The organism is Serratia sp. BNK-17 (assembly GCF_048684935.1).
Lineage (GTDB): Bacteria > Pseudomonadota > Gammaproteobacteria > Enterobacterales > Enterobacteriaceae > Serratia > Serratia nematodiphila.
Genome location: NZ_JBLQTR010000001.1, coordinates 3,941,801 through 3,964,071, shown reverse-complemented (window position 1 = coordinate 3,964,071; position 22,271 = coordinate 3,941,801). Strand labels below are relative to the sequence as shown.

Genomic DNA, 22,271 nt, shown 5'->3' with positions numbered 1-22,271 from the left:
CTAACCCTTAAGTTAGCATTTCCCGCTGCGGCAGGGAAACCCTGCCGCACGATAAAACCACATATCTGCTGGCATATTCGGCAGTAAACGGTCTTAGCGAACAAATTGATGAGAAAGCTTCTCAAAACGTCGAATTTATAAGGATATGGGGGCAACCGGGCGAATTGCAATGGCGGGAAAATGTAAGCGGTTAATGCGGCACCGATCCGATGCCGCCTATTTTGTGACATGGTCACATAGCGATCATATCTCCGGCTTGCGCGCCGCGATTTCCTGCTGCTCTTGTGGCGGCGGCGTCAGCGGGCCGAACCAGCGCTGCGCCAGCCAGCAGGTGACCACCACCAGCAGCCAACTGATCAGCGTAGCCATCGCCAGATCGCGCGGCCAGTGCATGCCCAGAAGCAGACGGCTGCCCATCACCCCCGTTGCCCACACCATCAGCAGCGCAACGGTTTTATAATGGCGGCGCGGCCACAGCAGCCCTACGCCCAACAGCGCCCAGGTGGCGGCGAACATCGTATGCCCCGACGGGAAAGCGAAGCCGGTTTCAAACTGCCAGTGCTTGCGCAGCCAGTTCGGTACCAGCGTCTGGTCTTGCAGTTGCTCGCGCACCAGCGCGCTGCGCTCTTTGCGATGCAGCGAATAGAAATATTTTCCGTCCACGCCGTGGGTTTGCTCGAGCCATACCACAAACGGCCGCGGTTCTTGCACCCGATCCTTGATCAACGACTTGACCCCCTGCCCAATCACCAACGCGGCGGAAAGCAGGATCGCCAGACCGATGGCCGCCTTCAGCCGAAAGCGCAGGCACCACAAAAACCAACCGCAAAGGACAGCGCTGGTCAGAATACCCCACGGCGAGGTTACGGTTTCGGTCACCCAGAACAGCGCTTTGAGCAGCCGATCATTGCCGCCGGGCTGCCAATGCCAGCCGGATGCCCATACGACCAGCGGCATCAACAGCAGCAGCAGCGCGCCGCCCGCCGTACGTTTTGCTATCTCATACATTCCCATTTTCCTCTGCGTGAATCAGGCTGCAGTGTAACAAGAGTGCAATATTGATAACACGCGAAAAATTAAACAGATAGGAAACCTATCGCAATAATAGGTGGCCAGAAAACGCCATCTGCTGGTTTGCTGAGCACCGCCCGGCAAGAAGTTGTGGCAAAATAGCCGATAATTAACGAAATAGAGATCGGCGTAGCACGTTTTAGTCTTGGTCAATTTACTGAACCGGACTTAGGATGCGCGACAATGATTGAATCGTAGGTTTTTGTGGAGAGTGACATGCAGCTGAAACGGGTGGCAGAGGCTAAACTGCCGACACCTTGGGGCGATTTCCTGATGGTAGGATTCGAAGAACTGGCGACCGGACATGACCATCTGGCACTGGTATTCGGTGATATTTCCGGCGAAGCGCCAGTGCTCGCACGCGTGCATTCCGAATGCCTGACCGGCGACGCGTTGTTCAGCCTGCGCTGCGACTGTGGTTTTCAACTGGAAGCCGCACTGGAGCAGATTGCGGAAGAAGGCCGCGGCATCCTGCTGTACCATCGCCAGGAGGGCCGCAATATCGGCCTGTTGAACAAGATCCGCGCCTACGCCCTGCAGGATAAGGGCGCAGACACCGTGGAAGCCAATCACCAGCTCGGCTTCGCCGCCGACGAGCGCGACTTCACCCTGTGTGCCGACATGTTCAAACTGCTGGGCGTCGACGCGGTGCGTTTGCTGACCAACAACCCGAAAAAGGTCGAGATCCTGACCGAAGCCGGTATCAACATCAGCGAACGCGTGCCGTTGATCGTCGGCCGCAACCCGAAGAACGAACGCTATCTGGCAACCAAGGCCGCCAAAATGGGCCATTTGCTCGACCAGAAGTGATCGCCACCGCCGCGGAAACAATCAGGGCGCCTTACGGCGCCCTTTTTATTGATTAATTACAGCATTTTCCTGATCACATAGTGCAGGATGCCGTCGTTTTCGTAGTAAGTCAGCTCATTGCCGGTATCGATGCGGCAACGGGTGTCGACCACTTCCTTGCGCCCGTCGGCATAGGTGATGTGCACCGGCACCGTCTGGCCCGGCTGCAGCTGTTGCAGGCCGCCAATGCTGATCTGCTCATCCCCGGTCAGCCCCAGCGTTTTACGCGTCACCCCTTGCGGGAACTCCAGCGGCAAAATCCCCATGCCGATCAGGTTAGAGCGGTGAATACGCTCGAAGGATTCGGCAATCACCACCCGCACGCCCAGCAGGCGCGGCCCCTTCGCCGCCCAGTCGCGGCTGGAGCCGGAACCGTACTCTTTACCGGCGATCACCGCCAGCGGCACCTTCTCCTGCTGATACTGCATGGCGGCGTCGTAGATAGACAGCTGCTGTTGCGAAGGAATATGGCGGGTATAGCCGCCTTCCACGCCCGGCACCATTTCGTTGCGGATGCGAATGTTGGCGAAGGTGCCCCGCATCATCACTTCGTGGTTGCCGCGGCGTGAACCGTAGGAGTTGAAATCCTGCGGCGCTACGCCATGCTCGCTCAGGTAACGCCCCGCCGGGCTGTCGCGCTTGATGTTACCCGCCGGCGAGATGTGATCGGTGGTCACCGAGTCGGCCAGAATCGCCAGAATGCGCGCATCTTTGATGTCCTGCACCGGATCCGGCTTCACCTTCATGGTGCTGAAGAACGGCGGATGGCGGATATAGGTAGAATCCTCCTGCCACTGATAGGTCGCCGAACCGGTCACCTGGATCGCCTGCCAGTTGGCATCGCCGTCGAACACTTCGCCGTACTCCTTGTGGAACATCTCGGTGCGCACTTCTTCCACCGCCTGAGCGATGTCCCGGCTGCTCGGCCAGATGTCCTTCAGGTAGACCGGCTGGCCATCGTTGCCCTCGCCCAGCGGCTCTTTGGTCAGATCGATCTTCATGCTGCCCGCCAGCGCATAAGCCACCACCAGCGGCGGCGAGGCCAGCCAGTTGGTTTTCACCAGCGGGTGGATGCGCCCTTCGAAGTTACGGTTGCCCGACAGCACCGCGCCCACGGTCAGATCGCCCTCTTTGATCGCCTGCTCGATCGGATCCGGCAGCGGGCCGGAGTTACCGATGCAGGTGGTACAGCCATACCCCACCAGGTTGAACCCCAACTCTTCCAGATAAGCGGTGAGTTTGGCGCTGTCGAAGTAGTCGGTCACCACTTTGGAACCCGGCGCCAGCGAGGTTTTTACCCAGGGTTTGCTGCGCAGCCCTTTCTTGACGGCGTTTTTCGCCAGCAGGCCGGCCGCCATCATCACGCTCGGGTTCGAGGTGTTGGTGCAGGAGGTGATCGCCGCGATCACCACTGCGCCGTCGCGCAGTTCGTGCTGCTGCCCGTCCAGCGTAAAGGTTTTGCTGTCTGTTTTGGCCTTGTGACCGCCGATATCCAGCTCGGTAGCAGCCTTGAACGCCTGCGGCACATTCGGCAGCGCCACGCGATCCTGCGGGCGTTTCGGCCCGGCGAGGCTCGCCTCCACCGTCGACATATCCAGCGCCAGCGAGCTGGTGAATACCGGCTCATCCCCCGGGTTGCGCCACATGCCCTGCGCCTTGGCGTAGGCTTCCACCAGCGCGATTTGTTCGGCGCTGCGGCCGCTGAGTTTCATGTAGCCGAGCGTGACATCGTCTACCGGGAAGAAGCCGCAGGTAGCGCCGAACTCCGGCGACATGTTGGCGATGGTCGCCCGATCGGCCAGCGGCAGATCGGCCAGGCCGTCGCCGTAAAACTCGACGAACTTGCCGACAACGCCGTGTTTGCGCAGCATTTGGGTGACGGTCAGCACCAGATCGGTGGCGGTAATGCCCTCGCGGAGCTTGCCGGTCAGCTTGAAGCCGACCACGTCCGGGATCAGCATCGACACCGGCTGGCCCAGCATCGCCGCTTCCGCTTCGATACCGCCGACGCCCCAGCCGAGAATGCCCAGGCCGTTGATCATGGTGGTGTGAGAATCGGTGCCCACCAGCGTATCCGGATAGGCCACGCGGCGGCCGCTTTCGTCGCTGTGCCACACCGTTTGGCCAAGGTATTCGAGGTTAACCTGGTGACAAATGCCGGTGCCCGGCGGCACCACGCGGAAGCGGTTGAAGGCCTTCTGCCCCCAGCGCAGAAAGGTGTAGCGCTCGTGGTTACGCTGCATTTCGATGCGCACGTTGTCTTCAAAGGCATTATCGTCGCCAAATTCATCGACGGTGACCGAGTGGTCAATCACCAGATCCACCGGCGACAGCGGGTTCACCTGGTCGACATTGCCGCCCAGCCGCCGCACCGCTTCACGCATCGCCGCCAGATCCACCACCGCCGGAACGCCGGTAAAATCCTGCATCAGCACGCGTGCTGGACGGTAGGCGATCTCACGGTCAGCATGGCCGGTTTGCAACCAGGCGACGATGGCCTTGAGGTCGTCAACCTGCACGGTGTCGCCATCCACATGGCGCAGCAGGTTCTCCAACAGCACTTTCATTGATTTCGGCAACCGGTCGATATCACCCAGCTGCTTCGCCGCCAGCGGCAGACTGTAGTAGTAATATTCGCTATTCAGCGCAACCAGCTTATCCAGACTTGTTTCACGAAGATCGGACGACATAGCTCCTCCATTTCTTATTGTGACTAAAACAGGGTAATCAGTGAGGTCTTGTTTAAAGATACCACAAAGATAAGTTAACGTTTTGATAACAACACGATTTGATCACAACGATAGGCGGGAACAATCACAGAGGTTAATGTGAAGAGTGTCAGCGAGTTACCTTAACCGCCGCTCCGTGCCTGAAACGCCAACGCCGCATGAAACGGTTTCATCGAGCATGCGCGATAATTTCAATCGGCATTTCCCGATACATCAGCGATATTGAACATTCTGACAATAAAGCACGCGCATGGAGCACATTTTGAATATCACCATCGATCCAACTTTCCAAAATCTAATGGTAGCGGCAACATCACTCATACCGTTGATTTTGTTTATCATTATTATCTATCGCACGCGTTCGGGGTATATTCTGCTCAAATTCTTGTGGGATAAAGTACTGCGCGGTAAGGGCAGCCAGTATGAGAGCATCAAAACATTCGACAGTGAACAGTATGAGGTGCATCGCTTTATTTACCATTACGGCATCAAGGTAAGAAACCTCACGGAAATTGAGGCAACGCTGCATTGGATGAAGAACAAAGACGTCGCAATGTATGAGTTGCGGCGCATAAAGGACAGATTTACCCCTAAAGATCAGAAAATTAGGCTGGCAAGCGCCATGGAGTTTGCCTACCTTGCCGTATCTATCGTGCTTTTGTACTTCATTACCATTGCCGCAACGAAACTGACAATCACCAATGAAGCCTGGTATGAGTTCAAACAGACCACGCACAGTTTTCTGTTGGGCAAAGACTATGCGAAAAACTCAGATCTGTTTATTCCGTTCACATCAGACAAAAAATGGGAACTGACACGAGAGCAATGCGGCACCCGCGATGCTTTTCACCGCGCCGGCGAGGTGGGTCTATTGGAAAGTGAAGTACAATCAATCTGTTATCGACTCACCACCGGTGATGACAGTGAACGGCGCGCCGATGTCAAAGTACAAAAGAGAATAGGATGGACACTTTTGGCATCAAGCCTTTATCTGCTTTACCTGGCTGTTATAGCGATCGTCGCCGCCAAACGGGCCAAAGCGTTGGATAAGCGCATCAATCAACACGTTAACGCTTTACCTCAGTCTCAACCTCCGACGAATAACCAAGATGTGTCGTAAGCGGCAGCAAACAAAACAGGAGGGACAACCCCTCCTGTTTTGACGCACGCTCTGCCAACCTGAACCTATTTAATCGGCAGCTTGATGTCCTTGAACATCGCCTCGATCTCTTCGTTGGAGCGCAGCGCCACCGCGCTGTCGACCACGTCGCGCGTCAGGTGCGGCGCGAAGCGCTGAATGAAATCGTACATGTAGCTGCGCAGGAAAGTGCTGCGGCGGAAGCCGATTTTGGTGGTGCTGTAGGTGAAGATGTCGCGCGCATCCACCGTCACCAGATCCGGATCCTGCACCGGATCCACCGCCATGCTGGCGATCACCCCCACCCCCAATCCCAGACGCACATAGGTTTTGATGACGTCAGCGTCAGTGGCGGTGAAGACGATGCGCGGCGTCAGGCCGGCGCGGTTGAAGGCGGTGTCCAGCTCCGAGCGGCCGGTAAAGCCGAAGGTGTAAGTGACGATGGGGTAAGCCGCCAGCTCTTCAATGCTGATGCTGCTTTTGCCCGCCAAAGGATGATCGGGCTTCACCACCACCGCACGGTTCCAGTGGTAGCACGGCAACATGATGAGATCGTCGTACAGGTGCAGCGCCTCGGTGGCGATGGCAAAATCGGCGGTGCCCTTGGAGACCGCTTCGGCGATCTGCGTCGGCGAGCCCTGATGCATGTGCAGCGAGACGCGCGGATAACGCTCGATAAAGCCCTTGATCACGTTTGGCAAGGCGTAGCGAGCCTGCGTATGCGTGGTGGCGACGTACAGCGAGCCTTTGTCCGGGTAGGTGTGTTCACCGGCAACGGCTTTGATGGCGTCTACTTTGGACAACACTTCACGCGCGATGCGAATGATTTCCTGGCCGGCGGGGGTGACCTGGGTCAGGTGCTTGCCGCTGCGGGCGAAAATCTGGATGCCCAGCTCATCTTCGAGCATGCGCACCTGTTTGCTGATGCCAGGTTGAGAGGTATAGAGCCCTTCTGCCGTCGAGGAGACATTCAGGTTGTGGTTAACCACTTCCACAATGTAACGAAGCTGCTGCAATTTCATATCTTATACCATCCTAGGTTAAACACTGCGGCTTACCCGCAGCCAGGTATATCGGTGTCGCCCCGGTATGCTGAAACTCACAAGCCATAAACCCCGTGTTCTACCCTGATGGTGAAGAAAACGCCGTTGTTAATAAGCTTTAATAATAAAAAAACTTTTTATATAACCACTATACCACGATGCAGCTTCAAGTATAGATCCGCGTCACACTATGATAACGATTATTTTGCATTGGTATCAACGTGAAACGCCGGTGTCGGAGGGATAAAAACAGCAAAGGATAGATCCGTTTGCCTCTTTTCACCAATAAAAAAACCAGCCGCCGGGGCTGGTTTTTCATCTTGCAGGCAGGGCATCGCCCTTACTTCTTGCCTTCGACCCACTTGCCGTCCACGTAGAACGCAGACCAACCGGTCGCCTTGCCGTCTTTTTCAGAGGAGACGTACTGCTGCTTGGTTTTACGGCTGAAACGCACCAGCGTTTTGTTGCCTTCGGCATCCGCCACCGGCGCATCGGCCAGGTAGCGCAGCTTCTCCGGCAGACGATCCTTGAAGCGAGCCAGTTCTTCCACCAGCGGCGCGCGGGTCTCGCGCGATTTAGGGAAGGTGTTGGCCGCCAGGAACACGCCGGCAGCGCCGTCACGCAGCACGAAATAGGCGTCGGACTTCTCGCACGGCAGCTCCGGCAACGGCACCGGATCTTCCTTCGGCGGCGCCACATCGCCGTTACGCAGTATCTTGCGGGTGTTTTTGCAGTTCTCGTTGGTGCAGCCCATGTACTTGCCGAAACGCCCCATTTTCAGGTGCATTTCCGAACCGCACTTGTCGCACTCCACCACCGGGCCGTCATAGCCTTTCAGGCGGAACTCGCCCTCTTCGATCTCATAGCCGTCACACGCCGGGTTGTTGCCGCAGACGTGCAGCTTGCGCTGGTTGTCGATCAGATAGCTGTCCATCGCCGTACCGCATTTCTGGCAGCGGCGGCGGGCGCGCAACGCGTTGGTTTCCGCGTCGTCGCCTTCGAGGATGTTGAGCACTTCCGCTTCCGGCACCAGGTTGATGGTGGTTTTGCAACGCTCCTTCGGCGGCAACGCGTAGCCGGAACAGCCGAGGAACACGCCGGTGCTGGCGGTACGGATGCCCATCTTGCGGCCGCAGGTCGGGCAGTCGATGCTGGTCATCACCATCTGGTTAGGCCGCATGCCGCCTTCTTCCGGATCCTTCTCCGCCGTTTCCAGCTGCTCGCTGAAATCAACGAAGAATTCGTCCAGCACCGCTTTCCACTCAGCCTGATTGTTGGCGACCTCATCGAGGCCGTCTTCCATGCGTGCGGTGAAGTCATAGTTCATCAGCTCGCGGAAGTTCTCTTCCAGACGATCGGTGACGATCTCGCCCATTTTCTCGGCATAGAAACGGCGGCTTTCCACCCGCACATAACCGCGATCCTGAATGGTCGAGATGATGGAGGCGTAGGTGGACGGACGGCCGATGCCGCGTTTCTCCAACTCTTTCACCAGCGAAGCTTCGCTGTAACGCGCCGGCGGCTTGGTGAAGTGCTGGCTCGGGATCAGTTTCTGCAGATCCAGCTCGCTGCCGATTTCGACGAACGGCAACGTGCGATCTTCATCGCCTTTGCGCAGGGCCGGCATCACCTTGGTCCAGCCGTCAAAGCGCAGCGTACGGCCCTTGGCGCGCAGCTGATAATCGCCGGCTTTTACCGTCAGCGTGGTGGAATCGTATTGCGCCGGCGTCATCTGACAGGCTACGAACTGACGCCAGATCAGCTGATACAGCTTCTGCGCGTCCGCTTCCATGTCTTTGAGCTGTTCGGCGAGCACGTTCACGTCCGAAGGACGGATCGCTTCGTGCGCTTCCTGCGAATTCTCTTTGCTGCTGTACTGATTCGGCGCCTTCGGCAGGTATTTATCGCCGAAGTTGTCGCCGATGTAGCCACGCACCATGTTAAGCGCATCCTGGCTCAGGTTGGTGGAATCGGTACGCATATAGGTGATGTGGCCGGCTTCATACAGCCGTTGCGCCATCATCATGGTTTTCTTCACGCCGAAGCTCAGTCGGGTGCTGGCGGCCTGTTGCAACGTGGAGGTAATGAAAGGCGCGCCCGGCTTGCTGCTGGTCGGTTTGTCTTCGCGATCCAGCACCGTGTAGCGGGCTTTTTCCAGCAACTTGACCGCGGCGTGCGTCTGCTCGCGGTTGACCGGCTTGAACGGTTTGTCGTGCGCATGGGTCACTTCCATCTGCAGCGCGGTTTCACCCTTCGCCAGCAGATCGGCATGCAGCTCCCAGTACTCTTCCGGCACGAACGCCTTGATGTCGCGTTCGCGCTCAACCACCAGACGCACCGCCACCGACTGCACACGGCCGGCGGACAGGCCGCGGGCGATTTTCTTCCACAGCAGCGGCGAGACCATATAGCCCACCACGCGGTCCATAAACCGGCGCGCCTGCTGCGCGTTGACGCGATCAATGTTCAGCTCGCCCGGCTGTTTGAACGCCTGTTGGATCGCGTTTTTGGTGATTTCGTTAAACACCACGCGGCTAAAGCGTTTGTCATCCCCACCGATCACTTCCCGCAGGTGCCAGGCGATGGCTTCCCCTTCGCGGTCAAGGTCGGTTGCGAGATAAATGTGGTCGGCGTTTTCCGCCAACGATTTTAACTCGGCGACCACTTTTTCTTTACCCGGAAGGATTTCATAATGCGCTTTCCAGCCGTGGTAAGGGTCGACGCCCATGCGATTTACCAGCGCCGCCTTCTCATCTTTTTTAACTTTTTTCTTGGCTTTGTCTTCGGTTGAGTCAGCGCTCTTTTTGCTGGCTGAGCCACTGGTCGGCAAATCACGGATGTGACCGACGCTGGACTTCACCACGTAGTCACTTCCTAAATATTTATTAATAGTTTTGGCTTTTGCCGGGGACTCAACTATTACGAGAGCTTTACCCATATTTACCTTTACCTAATTTATTTCTTCTAAAAAGAAGTCTTTTATCTCGCCGTGCCGCGGCAATTCGTGTCTCTTTTTTTATATTGCGGCAGTCTGGCAAGAGATCAACAGATTTTTTTCTTTTGGTTGCCCAACTGCTCAACCTGAACGCAAGTTGTTGATCCTGCCTGCTATTCACCCATGCCCCAGAAGTATGGCTGTGTGAGTTTTATTCATGGCGTAAACAAAACCTTCCACCCGACGCCGCAAAATCCCACACTGTACCTGATAAAAAGCGTCACGCAACCTAATTAGCATGGAAAGTCCGATTTCGCCAACCGGCGGCCGCCCATGGCCATCCAGACGGCAAATAAACCTTAGTCGGTTTGCGGATAAAAGCGAACCGGCGTTAGAATATGCGCAGAGTTTTTAGTTTGGAGTCTAATAAATGCGCACGAATACTGCACCTATCGGCCGCGAGGCCCTGCTGGCGGAAGCAAATAACATCATCCGCCAACACGAAGATTATCTGCACGGCATGATCGCCACCGACGTTGAACAAAAAAGCGGCGTTTTAGTTTTTCGCGGCGAATACTTTTTGGATGCCGATGGATTGCCCACCGCCAAAACCACCGCGGTATTTAATATGTTTAAACATTTGGCTCACCTGCTTTCGGAAAAATACCACCTGGTCGATTAAGACAAGAAAACGGGGGCGCCTGGCCCCCGTTGATTCCCGCTCTCGTTGCCGTTACAACAACGGCTTTTCCCCACGCTGCCACCAGCGCAGCAGCAAACGATCGACGCTTTCCGCCGCGCTGCCGGTGAAGCGATCCATCAGGCGTTTGCGGCGCGTATAGCGCACAGCGATCACTTCGTGGTTATCCAGCTCGGCGATCAGCAAATCATCACTGGTGCCGATGGCGTCGATCAGGCCCTTCTCTTTCGCCTGTGAACCGAACCAGTGCTCACCGGTAGCGACGCTGTCGATGTCGAGCGACGGGCGCTGCTCATGCACAAAGCGCTTGAACAGCTCGTGCGTTTCGTTCAGATCTTCTCGGAACTTCTCGCGCCCTTGTTCGGTGTTTTCGCCAAACAGCGTCAGCGTGCGTTTAAATTGCCCGGCGGTGTGCAACTCCACGTCGATATCGTTCTTTTTCAACAGGCGGTGGAAGTTCGGGATCTGCGCCACCACGCCGATGGAACCGATGATGGCGAACGGCGCCGCCACGATGCGATCCGCAACGCAAGCCATCATGTAGCCGCCGCTGGCCGCCACTTTATCCACCGCGACCGTCAGACGAATGCCGCCTTTGCGCAGGCGCTCCAACTGCGAAGCCGCCAGGCCGTAGCCATGCACCACCCCGCCAGGGCTTTCCAGGCGCAACAGAACTTCATCCTGCGCCGACGCCACCGCCAGCACCGCCGAGATCTCTTCGCGCAGCGAGGTGACCTCGTGCGCGTCCATGCTGCCCTTGAAGTCCAGCACATACAGGCACGGCTTGGCCACTTCCACCGCGCCGGACTTGGCGCGCTGTTTCTTCAATTTGTCATCAGATTTGGTCTGCTTTTTGAACTGTTTCAGCCAAACCTTCTGCTCGGCGGCATCCATGCGCGCCAGGCGCATATCGCGCTGCATCTCGCGATACTGTTCGCCGAGATCGGTCAGTTGCAGCTCCCCTTTCTGGCGGCTCTTGCGTTGCCCCAAACTGACCGCCAGGATGGCCAACGCGGCGATGGCGAGCACCACCGTGGCGACCTTGGCCAGAAACAGGCCATAAACAGATATAAACTCCACAGATTCCGCCTTTATTTACAGGTTGTTAGTATGCTTATTTCCATTTTAGCCAACCGCAGCGGCTGCTGTCGCGGCTAAATGAAAATTCATTGCGCACAGAGCATCACTATGGGGACGATTTACGGCCGAACCAAGCCGCCACCGCCGCGCTTTTGTTACAAAAGAATGCCATTTCAGCCTGCTACGCATTGAAAATGCCCGCGGATTAAGGCATATAACACCCATTATTCATCAATATGATGAGACAGATTCGCTGCGCGGCCCGCAGACGGTCGAGCCTTCGCTCCCGCCCCGGCCGCGCGTTTCACCCTTGCTCCCCGATATCTGCGGGAGAACAGCCACCCAGGCGAGGATTTATCGTGCATTACCAACCCAAACAAGATCTGCTCGAACAACGAATCATTTTGGTCACCGGCGCCGGCGACGGCATCGGCCGTGAAGCGGCGCTGACCTACGCGCGCTTCGGCGCCCAGTTGGTGCTGCTGGGGCGCACCGAGAGCAAACTGCTGGCGGTACAACAAGAGATCGCAGCCCAGGGCGGTGCCCCGGCCCTGGTGGTGACGCTGGACTTGCTGCACGCCACTCAGGAGCAATGCCGGCAGATAGCCGACGATCTGGCGCGCCAGATCCCCCGCCTTGACGGCGTGCTGCACAACGCCGGCCTGCTCGGCGACATCGCGCCGATGGCCGACCTGTCGATGACCATGTGGCAAGAAGTGATGCAGGTTAACGTCAACGCCACCTTTATGCTGACTCAGGCTCTGCTGCCGCTGCTGCTGAAATCCCACGCCGGTTCACTGGTGTTCACCAGCTCCAGCGTCGGGCGTACCGGCCGCGCAGACTGGGGTGCCTATGCGGTGTCGAAGTTCGCCACCGAGGGCATGATGCAGGTGTTGGCCGACGAGTACAAAAACCGCAATCTGCGGGTGAACTGCATCAATCCGGGCGGCACTCGCACCAAAATGCGCGCATCTGCCTTCCCGCACGAAGACAAGAACAAGCTGAAAACCCCGGCCGATATCATGCCGCTGTATCTGTATTTGATGGGCGAAGACAGCCGCCGCAAAACCGGCATGAGCTTCGACGCGCAGCCGAACCGCAAACCCGGCGCAGCCGAATAATCAGGAGCGTTTCATGGCGGAAGATCGTCATCAACAGCGCCAGCAGCGCCTGAAAGAACAGGTCGATGCGCGCATCGCCGCGGCGCAGGACACCCGCGGCCTGCTGCTGGTGTTTACCGGCAACGGCAAAGGCAAAACCACCGCCGCCTTCGGCACCGTCACCCGCGCGGTCGGCCACGGCATGCGCGCCGGGGTGATCCAGTTCATCAAGGGCGAATGGCCCAATGGCGAAAAGAATCTGCTGCAGCAACACGGCGTTGAATTTCAGGTGATGGCCACCGGTTTTACCTGGGAAACGCAGAACAAGGCCGGCGACACCGCCGCCTGCCAGGCGGTGTGGCAGCACGGCAAACGCATGCTGGCCGACAACAGCCTGGATCTGGTGCTGCTGGACGAAGTGACCTACATGCTGACCTACGGCTATCTGGAACTGGAAGAGCTGAAGGAAGCGCTCCTGCAACGCCCTGCGCATCAAACGGTGATCCTGACCGGGCGCGGCTGCCATCGCGATCTGTTGGAACTGGCGGATACGGTCACGGAGATGCGGCCGGTGAAACACGCGTTCGACGCGGGCGTGAAGGCGCAACAAGGGATCGATTGGTAACAAAACGTTCTGGCCCCGAACGGGGCCAGAACGGCGGGATTAGCTGCGTTTGCTTGGCTTGCCTGGTTTGCTGCCTGGCGCACTGCGGCGGCCGCTGCCGGCCACCTGCGAGTGGCGCTTGACCGCCCGGCGGATCTGGTTGGCCTTCACGCGGCGGCGCTCACGCTCCACCGGCATTTTGCTGACCGTTTCCGGTTTCAACTCCACCAGCTCGCGCAGGTAGTTGATCGCCGGCAGATCCAGTTCGGACCAGCCGCCGCGCGGCAGGCCTTTCGGCAGATCGATGTCGCCGTAACGCACGCGGATCAGGCGGCTCACCTGCACGCCCACCGCTTCCCACAGGCGACGCACTTCACGGTTGCGGCCTTCAGTCAGGGTCACGTTGTACCACTGATTGAGGCCTTCACCGCCCTGGAAGCTGATGGTGCGGAAGGCGGCCGGGCCGTCTTCCAATTGCACGCCTTTGCTCAGTTGCTTCACTTTCGCATCGTCGACCTGGCCGAACACGCGCACCGCGTATTCGCGCTCCACTTCACGGCTCGGGTGCATCAGACGGTTGGCCAGTTCACCATCGGTAGTGAACAGCAGCAGACCGGAGGTGTTGACGTCCAGGCGCCCTACCGCCACCCAGCGCGAACCGCGCAGCTTCGGCAGGCGATCGAACACCGTCGGGCGGCCTTCAGGATCGCTGCGGGTACACAGCTCGCCTTCCGGTTTGTAGTAAGCCAGCACCCGGCAAACCACCTCTTCGGACTCTTTGATCGACAGGACATGACCGTCCAGACGAATTTTCATCGCCGGGGTCACTTCAACGCGATCGCCCAGCTTGGCGACCTTGCCGTCGACGCTGACGCGCCCGGCTTCAATCATGGTTTCGATTTCACGACGCGAGCCATGCCCGGCGCGCGCTAAAACTTTCTGTAACTTTTCGCTCATTGAGCAACCTCTAATGTCGCCTTCACAGGCGTCGGGGGGGATACCGCCGCGGCCAACCGCCACCACGGTAATAATACGTTTATCAGGATCGAACCGCGTATTATACAGGCTTTCTAAGGTGTTGAAACCCACTTTATCGGCGGTGGCCCCCACAGGCGGCGTTCACGGCGCCAAAAAATCCTCCACTGCCCATAGCACCGCGTCAGGCCGTTCCAGAATACCGAGGTGAGTGCGGGCCTCCCCTAGACGCACCACGGAGAAGAACGGCTGCTCGGCGGCAAATGCCTGCTGTTGCCGCAGGTAGTCGTCGCGGCGATCCAACGAGTAGATATGCCGGCACGGCGGCGGCGCGCTCATGCCCGCCAGGCGTTGCAGCGGCGAGCCGAATTGCCGGTAGGCCTGTTCGATGGCCACCCCGGCGGCACGCCAAAGCCGGTAATCCTCCTGCGCCATCTCGACCTCCAGATGGCGTTTGACCCGATCGTGGCGGATGCCGCCCTGCCAAAAGTCGAACAAGGCGTCGCGTGCCGCCAGCCACTGCTGCGGCTGCTGCATGCGGCTCACCGCCGTAAAGAACGCCGGCTCCGGCTGCGTCATGATCCAGTCGAGAAACACCATGCCCCGTACCCGTTGCGGCAACGCTTCGGCCAACGCTACCGCCAGCCAGCTGGCGTGCGCCACCGACAGAGTGACCGCGTTATCCAAACGCAGCGCCGTCAGCAGTTGGCGCACATCCTCCAGCAAGTCGTCCGCCGTCAGCGACATCTCCGTGGCTTTTGAAGACAGGCCATGGCCTCGCCAGTCGATGCTGATCACCCGATAGCGTTCGGCCGCCAGAGCGATGAACGGCTCAAACACGGTTTTCGGTTCGCACCAGCCGGGCAGCAACACCAACGTGAGCGGCCCTGAGCCGACATCCTGATAGTCGAGTATCATGTTGGCACTGTGAAATGCGGTCATATTACCTCCTGCGCGTCTCTCCCCGACCCGTTCGGGGAATACCGACGGGGATAAGGTGACAGCGCAGCAGGTATTGATCTATTGAAGTTCGTGCGGAAAGCCCCCTGGGCGCACCTTATGAAAAAATGCGCACTAATTGGAATGGGAACTTAATGGCGCACGCAGGGATAGGCGGCACTTAACGCCAGCATGATCACCGACGGTGCGGAATAATGCAGTTGCTCAGGATGCTCGTTCAAATACTGCATCACCGCGTCGGCGGCTACGCCGATGCTCATCCCGGCTTCCGGGCAGATATTGCGGTTGCCCTGCATGGAATAAGTATCGAATACGCCGGCGACGTATCCCATGAACATGCCGCCATTCAGCGCTTCGGCCACGGTGGCTTCACCGCTTTTATTTTTTACGTAACCGCTGGATTCCGCCAGCAGACCACTGCCCGAATAAAACCCCGCATTTGCCATTGAGGAAAATAATAAGGCCGCTAAAAAAGAAACCTGTTTAATCATTGCTGCGCATCCTGCCCATTATCAATTCTGAAGTCTTCAAGAATAGCGGCTTTCACGCGAAATAGCGTCGCTTCAGCCGATTTTCAGACAATGGGCAAGGTGGCAACAATTGACATCAACGGAAAGGCGCCGCGTCGCCCGCCCCCTCACGCACCACTTCCGGCGAGGATTCAGTCAGATCGATCACCGTGGTCGGCTGTTGGCCGAGGAAGCCGCCGTGGATCACCAGATCGACCACCTTGCCCAAATGATCGTTGATCTCTTCCGGATCGGACTCGGCAAAATCATTGCCCGGCAGCATCAGGGTGGTTGACATCATCGGTTCGTTCAGCGCCTCCAGCAGCGCCAATGCGATCGGGTTCGACGGCACGCGCAGGCCGATGGTTTTGCGCTTTTCATTCATCAGGCGGCGCGGCACTTCTTTGGTCGCTTTCAGAATGAAGGTGTAGTTGCCCGGCGTATTGTTTTTAATCAGGCGGAACGCCGTATTATCGACGTGCGCATAAGTGGACAACTCGGACAGATCGCGGCACATCAGGGTGAAATTGTGGTTGCCGTCCAACTGACGGATGCGGCAAATGCGTTCCATCGCCGCCTTCTCCTCCAACATGCAACCCAGCGCGTAGCCGGAATCGGTGGGATAAACGATCACCCCGCCCTTGTGCAGCACCTCAACCGCCTGGTTAATCAAACGCGGTTGTGGGTTGTCCGGGTGAATATAAAAAAGCTGACTCATGACTTGCTCCTAAAATGATGCCCGCGCGCGTTGCCACGCGCGAAAAATCAGACCGCCTCGCCAGGCTGCGGCCAATCGCGCCACACCGGCTCGACCCCGCCCGGCAGCCACAGTTTGCGGCCCAGTTCGATCCACGAACAAGGCTGATGAAAATCAGATCCTTGCGAGGCCAACAGGCGGTAGTCCTGGGCGTATTTCGCCAACTGCGAGCGCTCATGCGGCGCCTGCTGACACTGCGCCACTTCCATGGCGTCGCCGCCGTGTTCGGCGAAATGCGCCAGCAAACGTTTCAACCACTTCGCGGTCAGATCGTAACGGCCGGGATGCGCTATCACCGCCTGGCCGCCCGATTGATGAATCGCATCAATGGCTTGTTCTATTGTACACCACTGCGGCGGCACGTAGCCGGTTTTGCCTTTGGCCAGATATTTCTTGAACACCTGCGCCATATTGTCCGCCACGCCAATCTCCACCAGGTAACGGGCGAAATGGCCGCGGGTCACCGCACCGGCCCCCGCCAACCGCTGGGCGCCGGCATAGGCGTCGGGAATGCGCGCTTTACCCAGACGCGCGCCGATCTCCTGCGCCCGCCGGTTGCGACGTTCGGTTTGTTCCGCCAATAGCGCCACCAGCGCCGGGTGCGCGACGTCCATGCCCAACCCAACGATATGAATTTCATGGTTTTCCCACAGCGTCGAGATTTCCACCCCGTTGACCAGCCGCAGCGGCAACGCCTGCTCCGCAATGGCGGCGGCGGCCTCAGCCAAGCCTGCGGTGGTGTCGTGATCGGTGATCGCCAGCACGCCCACACGCATCTCTACCGCCCGCTGCACCAGCTGCGTCGGCGTCAGATAGCCGTCGGAGGCGGTCGTGTGGCTGTGGAGATCGTACAGAGTAAAAGCGGTGGATGGGGGGTTACTGTCTGTCAAAACGGCTATCCGGCAATGGCTTGGTTTTCTATCATACCCGCGATCGGCGGCCGGACGGAAATCTATTCTGCGCCAGGCAGACGATGAATAGAATTCACGCTGACCGCTAAAACATTGTGCAAAAAGAGGGTTGACTTTGCCTTCTCGAACCAGTTAACTAGTACACAAGTTCACGGCAACGGCCGTGTCGGATGAGAGTTAACAAAGAGAGTCTGCAAATGAACACATACATTTCTCTTCACGGTTGGTGGCGTACCTCCCTCTTGCGGGCGGTGTAATCGCGCATAGCTGTCATCTGACAATGCAGATTTCCTGAGCCCGCACCTGATGCGGGCTTTTTTATGGACAGAATTCACTGGAACCACCGATGATGAACACCAAACCACAACTGACACTGCTGAAGGCGCAAGCCAGCTACCGGGGCGACCCCACCACCCTTTTCCACCAGCTGTGCGGCGCGCGGCCGGCCACCCTGCTGCTGGAGTCGGCGGAAATCAACAGCAAACAGAATCTGCAGAGCCTGTTGGTCATCGACAGCGCGCTGCGCATTACCGCACTGGGCCACACCGTCAGCGTGCAGGCGCTGACCGCCAACGGCGCGGCGCTGCTGCCGCTGCTGGACGAAGCGCTGCCGCCCGAGGTGCGCAATCAGGCACGCCCTAACGGCCGCGAGCTGACCTTCCCGGCGATCGACGAGGTGCAGGACGAAGACGCGCGCCTGCGCTCCCTGTCGGTGTTCGACGCACTGCGCACACTGCTGACGCTGGTGGACTCCCCGGCGGACGAGCGCGAAGCCGTGATGCTGGGCGGCCTGTTCGCCTATGATTTGGTCGCCGGTTTTGAAAACCTGCCGGCGCTGCGCCAGGATCAACGCTGCCCGGACTTCTGCTTCTATCTGGCGGAAACCCTGCTGGTGCTGGATCATCAACGCGGCTCGGCCCGTCTGCAGGCCAGCGTCTTCAGTGAGCAGGCGAGTGAAGCGCAGCGTTTACAGCACCGCCTGGAACAGCTGCAGGCTGAGTTGCAACAACCCCCGCAGCCAATCCCGCACCAAACGCTGGAAAACATGCAGCTGAGCTGTAACCAGAGCGACGAAGAGTACGGCGCGGTGGTCAGCGAGCTGCAGGAAGCGATCCGCCAGGGCGAGATTTTCCAGGTGGTGCCGTCGCGCCGCTTTTCCCTGCCGTGCCCGGCGCCGCTGGCGGCCTACCAAACGTTGAAAGACAACAACCCCAGCCCGTACATGTTCTTCATGCAGGATGATGACTTCACCCTGTTCGGCGCTTCGCCGGAGAGCGCGCTGAAATACGACGCGGGCAATCGCCAAATCGAAATCTACCCGATCGCCGGCACCCGCCCGCGCGGCCGCCGCGCCGATGGGTCGCTGGATTTGGATCTCGACAGCCGCATCGAGCTGGAAATGCGCACCGACCACAAAGAGCTGGCCGAGCACTTGATGCTGGTCGATCTGGCGCGCAACGATCTGGCGCGCATCTGCCAGGCCGGCAGCCGCTACGTGGCCGACCTGACCAAAGTGGATCGCTATTCGTTCGTCATGCACCTGGTTTCCCGCGTGGTGGGCACCCTGCGCGCCGATCTCGACGTGCTGCACGCCTACCAGGCCTGCATGAACATGGGCACCCTCAGCGGCGCGCCGAAAGTGCGGGCGATGCAGCTGATCGCCTCCTCCGAAGGCACGCGCCGCGGCAGCTACGGCGGCGCGGTAGGCTACTTCACCGCCACCGGCGATCTGGATACCTGCATCGTCATTCGCTCCGCCTACGTTGAAGACGGCATCGCCACCGTGCAGGCCGGCGCCGGCGTCGTGCTGGATTCCATCCCGCAGGCGGAAGCCGACGAAACCCGTAATAAAGCCCGTGCCGTGCTGCGCGCCATCGCCACTGCGCACCATGCCAAGGAGGTGTTCTGATGGCCGATATCCTGCTGCTCGACAACGTCGACTCCTTTACCTACAACCTGGTCGATCAGCTGCGCGCCAGCGGCCACCAGGTGGTGATTTACCGTAACCAGATCGCCGCCGAGGTGATCATCGAGCGTCTGCAACAGATGGAACAGCCGGTGCTGATGCTGTCGCCCGGCCCTGGCGCCCCTTCCGAAGCGGGCTGCATGCCGGAACTGCTGCAGCGTCTGCGCGGCCAACTGCCGATCATCGGCATCTGCCTAGGCCACCAGGCGATCGTCGAAGCCTATGGCGGCCAGGTCGGCCAGGCGGGCGAGATCCTGCACGGCAAAGCCTCGGCGATCGCTCACGATGGCGAAGGCATGTTCGCCGGCATGGCCAATCCGCTGCCGGTGGCGCGCTACCACTCGCTGGTCGGCAGCAATATCCCGGCCGATCTCACCGTCAACGCCCGTTTCGGCGAAATGGTGATGGCGGTGCGCGACGACCGCCGCCGCGTGTGCGGCTTCCAGTTCCACCCGGAATCGATTCTGACCACCCACGGCGCGCGCCTGCTTGAGCAGACCCTGGCCTGGGCGCTGGCGAAGTAATATAAGGAACACGACGATGCAACCTATTCTTGAGAAACTGTACCGCGCCGAGTCGATGAGCCAGCAGGAAAGCCAACAGCTGTTCAGCGCCATCGTGCGCGGCGAGCTGGAACCGAGCCAACTGGCGGCGGCGTTGATCAGCATGAAAGTCCGCGGCGAGCGCCCGGAAGAGATCGCCGGCGCCGCCAAAGCGCTGCTGGACGACGCTCAGCCGTTCCCGCGCCCTGACTATCTGTTCGCCGATATCGTCGGCACCGGCGGCGACGGCACCAACAGCATCAATATTTCCACCGCCAGCGCCTTCGTCGCGGCGGCGTGCGGCGCGAAGATCGCCAAACACGGCAACCGCAGCGTCTCTAGCCGTTCCGGCTCTTCGGATCTGCTGGCGGCGTTCGGTATCCGTCTGGATCTGCCGGCGGAAGAAGCGCGCAAGGCGTTGGACGATCTTGGCGTGTGCTTCCTGTTCGCGCCGCAGTACCACACCGGTTTTCGTCACGCCATGCCGGTGCGCCAGCAGCTGAAGACCCGCACACTGTTCAACGTGCTGGGCCCGCTGATCAACCCGGCGCGTCCGCCGCTGGCGCTGATCGGCGTTTACAGCCCGGAACTGGTGCTGCCGATCGCCGAAACCCTGCGCGTGCTGGGTTATCAGCGTGCGGCGGTGGTTCACGGCGGCGGCATGGACGAGGTGGCGATCCACGCCCCGACGCACGTGGCGGAATTGAACAACGGCGAAATCAGCAGCTACCAGCTCACGCCGCAGTCCTTCGGATTGGAAACCTATCCGCTGGAAGCCTTGCTGGGCGGCACGCCGGAAGAAAACCGTGACATTTTGGCGCGGCTGTTACAAGGTAAAGGCGAGCCGGCGCACGCCGCGGCGGTCGCGGCCAACGTCGCGTTGCTTCTGAAGTTATTCGGACATGAAGACCTGCGCCAAAATGCGCGGCAGGCACTGGATATGATCAACAGCGGGCAGGCCTATGAGCGTGTCATCGCACTGGCGGCAAGAGGATAAATGATGCAGGAAACCGTGCTACACAAGATTGTCCGCGACAAAGCGCAATGGATCGCGGCGCGACAACAGCAACAGCCCCTGGCCGGCTTTCAGAACGACATCGTGCCGAGCGAACGCAGCTTTTATCACGCGCTGCAGGGCACCCGGACGGCTTTCATTCTCGAATGCAAGAAGGCCTCGCCTTCCAAAGGGCTGATTCGCGAAAACTTTGATCCGGTAGAGATCGCCACGGTGTATAAAGATTTCGCCTCGGCGATCTCGGTGCTGACCGACGAGAAATACTTCCAGGGCAGCTTCGATTTCCTGCCGCTGGTCAGTAAAACCGTCAGCCAACCGGTGTTGTGCAAAGACTTTATCATCGATCCGTATCAGATTTACCTGGCGCGCTACTATCAGGCCGATGCCATCCTGCTGATGCTGTCGGTGTTGACCGACGACCAGTATCGCCAGCTGGCGGCGGTGGCCCACAGCCTCAATATGGGCGTGCTGACCGAAGTGATCAGTGAAGAAGAGCTGCAGCGTGCGATCGCGCTGGAAGCGCGGGTGGTTGGCATCAATAACCGCGATCTGCGCGATCTGAGCATCGACCTGAACCGCACCCGTCAACTGGCGCCCCGCGTGCCGCATGGCGTGACGGTGATCAGCGAATCGGGCATCAACAACTACGGGCAGATCCGCGAGCTGAGCCACTACGCCAACGGCTTCCTGATCGGCAGCGCATTGATGTCGGAGCCCGATCTGCGCGCCGCCGTGCGTCGCGTGATCCTCGGCGACAACAAAGTGTGCGGACTGACTCGCCCGCAGGACGCCGCCGCCGCTTATCAGGCCGGCGCCATCTACGGCGGGCTAATCTTCGTCGGCCGTTCGCCGCGCTATGTGGACATCACCCGCGCCCGTGAAGTGATCTCCGGCGCGCCGCTGAAGTACGTCGGCGTATTCTGCGACGCCCAGGTCGATACCGTGGCGTTGACCGTTGAGCGTCTCGGCTTGCAGGCGGTTCAGCTGCACGGTGCGGAAGACCAGGCCTATATCAGCGCACTGCGCGCCCGTTTGCCGGCCGATTGCCGCATCTGGAAAGCGCTGAGCGTGAAAGATCGGGTGCCGGCGCGCGATCTGCAGCATGTCGATCGCTATCTGCTCGACAACGGCGCAGGCGGCACCGGCCAACGCTTCGACTGGTCGGTATTGCAAGGCGAAGACCTGACTAACGTCATGCTGGCGGGCGGCCTGCGCGCAGACAACTGCGTTGAAGCGGCCAAGCTCGGCTGCGCCGGTCTGGACTTCAACTCCGGCGTGGAAAGCGAACCGGGCATCAAAGATCCCGCGCGCCTGGCCTCGGTCTTCCAGACCCTGCGCGCCTACTGAATATGGCTCTACATTAATAACGGATAATAACGGGAACTCT

General features: G+C 59.1%; 17 protein-coding genes, 1 pseudogene and 1 other annotated feature. Of the genes and pseudogenes, 8 read left to right on the top strand and 10 right to left on the bottom strand.

The features are described from left to right. Window positions 1-243: 243 nt before the first annotated feature. Window positions 244-1,008: a phosphatidylglycerophosphatase B gene (pgpB, locus tag ACMGF7_RS18890; RefSeq protein ID WP_021503815.1), complete on the bottom strand. Its 765-nt coding sequence runs from the start codon at window positions 1,006-1,008 to the stop codon at window positions 244-246. A 279-nt stretch (window positions 1,009-1,287) separates the two neighbouring features. Here pgpB and ribA point away from each other — a divergent pair, with 279 nt between their 5' ends. Beyond that, entirely contained in the window at window positions 1,288-1,881 is a 594-nt protein-coding gene (gene ribA, locus ACMGF7_RS18885) for a GTP cyclohydrolase II (RefSeq protein ID WP_004930678.1), read from the top strand. Window positions 1,882-1,937: 56 nt separating this feature from the next. On the opposite strand, the gene acnA is transcribed toward ribA, so the two are convergent. Then, a complete protein-coding gene (gene acnA, locus ACMGF7_RS18880; RefSeq protein WP_049242947.1) occupies window positions 1,938-4,610 on the bottom strand; it encodes an aconitate hydratase AcnA in 2,673 nt (890 codons plus the stop codon). 301 nt (window positions 4,611-4,911) lie between these two features. Between acnA and ACMGF7_RS18875 the strand changes: the two genes are divergently transcribed. Beyond that, window positions 4,912-5,769, top strand: a complete 858-nt coding sequence (locus ACMGF7_RS18875) for a DUF6216 family protein (RefSeq protein ID WP_164094891.1) — start codon at window positions 4,912-4,914, stop codon at window positions 5,767-5,769. A gap of 65 nt (window positions 5,770-5,834) precedes the next feature. Here the strand turns inward: ACMGF7_RS18875 and cysB are convergent, their stop codons facing one another. Continuing rightward, window positions 5,835-6,809, bottom strand: coding sequence for an HTH-type transcriptional regulator CysB (gene cysB, locus ACMGF7_RS18870; protein ID WP_004930690.1), 975 nt, complete (start codon window positions 6,807-6,809; stop codon window positions 5,835-5,837). 361 nt (window positions 6,810-7,170) lie between these two features. After that, window positions 7,171-9,768 carry a type I DNA topoisomerase gene (gene topA, locus ACMGF7_RS18865; protein ID WP_015378045.1) on the bottom strand — a complete coding sequence of 866 codons (2,598 nt, stop codon included), beginning with the start codon at window positions 9,766-9,768 and terminating at the stop codon, window positions 7,171-7,173. 427 nt (window positions 9,769-10,195) lie between these two features. Between topA and ACMGF7_RS18860 the strand changes: the two genes are divergently transcribed. Then, window positions 10,196-10,447 carry a YciN family protein gene (locus ACMGF7_RS18860; RefSeq protein WP_004930700.1) on the top strand — a complete coding sequence of 84 codons (252 nt, stop codon included), beginning with the start codon at window positions 10,196-10,198 and terminating at the stop codon, window positions 10,445-10,447. Window positions 10,448-10,498: 51 nt separating this feature from the next. Here the strand turns inward: ACMGF7_RS18860 and sohB are convergent, their stop codons facing one another. Next, entirely contained in the window at window positions 10,499-11,545 is a 1,047-nt protein-coding gene (gene sohB, locus ACMGF7_RS18855; protein WP_004930703.1) for a protease SohB, read from the bottom strand. A gap of 359 nt (window positions 11,546-11,904) precedes the next feature. On the opposite strand from sohB, the gene ACMGF7_RS18850 reads away from it, so the two are divergent. Both ACMGF7_RS18850 and cobO read left to right on the top strand, forming a co-directional pair. Further along, window positions 11,905-12,666 (top strand): YciK family oxidoreductase, encoded by a 762-nt coding sequence (locus ACMGF7_RS18850; protein ID WP_004930705.1) that lies wholly within the window; start codon window positions 11,905-11,907, stop codon window positions 12,664-12,666. A gap of 13 nt (window positions 12,667-12,679) precedes the next feature. After that, on the top strand, window positions 12,680-13,270 hold the full coding sequence (cobO, locus tag ACMGF7_RS18845; protein ID WP_049242952.1) for a cob(I)yrinic acid a,c-diamide adenosyltransferase: 591 nt from the start codon (window positions 12,680-12,682) through the stop codon (window positions 13,268-13,270). A 39-nt stretch (window positions 13,271-13,309) separates the two neighbouring features. On the opposite strand, the gene rluB is transcribed toward cobO, so the two are convergent. The 5 genes from rluB to rnm form a co-directional block, all read right to left on the bottom strand. After that, entirely contained in the window at window positions 13,310-14,206 is an 897-nt protein-coding gene (rluB, locus tag ACMGF7_RS18840; RefSeq protein WP_420286569.1) for a 23S rRNA pseudouridine(2605) synthase RluB, read from the bottom strand. Window positions 14,207-14,368: 162 nt separating this feature from the next. Next, window positions 14,369-15,166 (bottom strand): alpha/beta fold hydrolase, encoded by a 798-nt coding sequence (locus ACMGF7_RS18835; protein ID WP_015378063.1) that lies wholly within the window; start codon window positions 15,164-15,166, stop codon window positions 14,369-14,371. 149 nt (window positions 15,167-15,315) lie between these two features. Next, window positions 15,316-15,675: a Rap1a/Tai family immunity protein gene (locus ACMGF7_RS18830; RefSeq protein WP_004932057.1), complete on the bottom strand. Its 360-nt coding sequence runs from the start codon at window positions 15,673-15,675 to the stop codon at window positions 15,316-15,318. 115 nt (window positions 15,676-15,790) lie between these two features. Beyond that, entirely contained in the window at window positions 15,791-16,411 is a 621-nt protein-coding gene (locus ACMGF7_RS18825; protein ID WP_197842857.1) for an L-threonylcarbamoyladenylate synthase, read from the bottom strand. Between the two features lie 47 nt (window positions 16,412-16,458). Then, the gene (rnm, locus tag ACMGF7_RS18820) at window positions 16,459-17,340 is read right to left on the bottom strand and encodes an RNase RNM (RefSeq protein ID WP_197799037.1); all 882 of its coding nucleotides are present in this window, start codon (window positions 17,338-17,340) and stop codon (window positions 16,459-16,461) included. Window positions 17,341-17,579: 239 nt separating this feature from the next. Beyond that, window positions 17,580-17,683, top strand: a sequence feature (Trp leader region). A 24-nt stretch (window positions 17,684-17,707) separates the two neighbouring features. Between rnm and ACMGF7_RS18815 the strand changes: the two genes are divergently transcribed. The 3 genes and pseudogenes from ACMGF7_RS18815 (at window position 17,708) to trpCF (ending at window position 22,231) form a co-directional block, all read left to right on the top strand. Further along, entirely contained in the window at window positions 17,708-19,270 is a 1,563-nt protein-coding gene (locus ACMGF7_RS18815) for an anthranilate synthase component 1 (RefSeq protein ID WP_049242955.1), read from the top strand. Then, window positions 19,270-20,866, top strand: a pseudogene (gene trpD / locus ACMGF7_RS18810) (bifunctional anthranilate synthase glutamate amidotransferase component TrpG/anthranilate phosphoribosyltransferase TrpD). Before ACMGF7_RS18815 ends, trpD begins: the two are co-directional and overlap by 1 nt. A 3-nt stretch (window positions 20,867-20,869) precedes the next feature. Continuing rightward, window positions 20,870-22,231 (top strand): bifunctional indole-3-glycerol-phosphate synthase TrpC/phosphoribosylanthranilate isomerase TrpF, encoded by a 1,362-nt coding sequence (trpCF, locus tag ACMGF7_RS18805; protein ID WP_164094986.1) that lies wholly within the window; start codon window positions 20,870-20,872, stop codon window positions 22,229-22,231. Window positions 22,232-22,271: the final 40 nt, after the last annotated feature.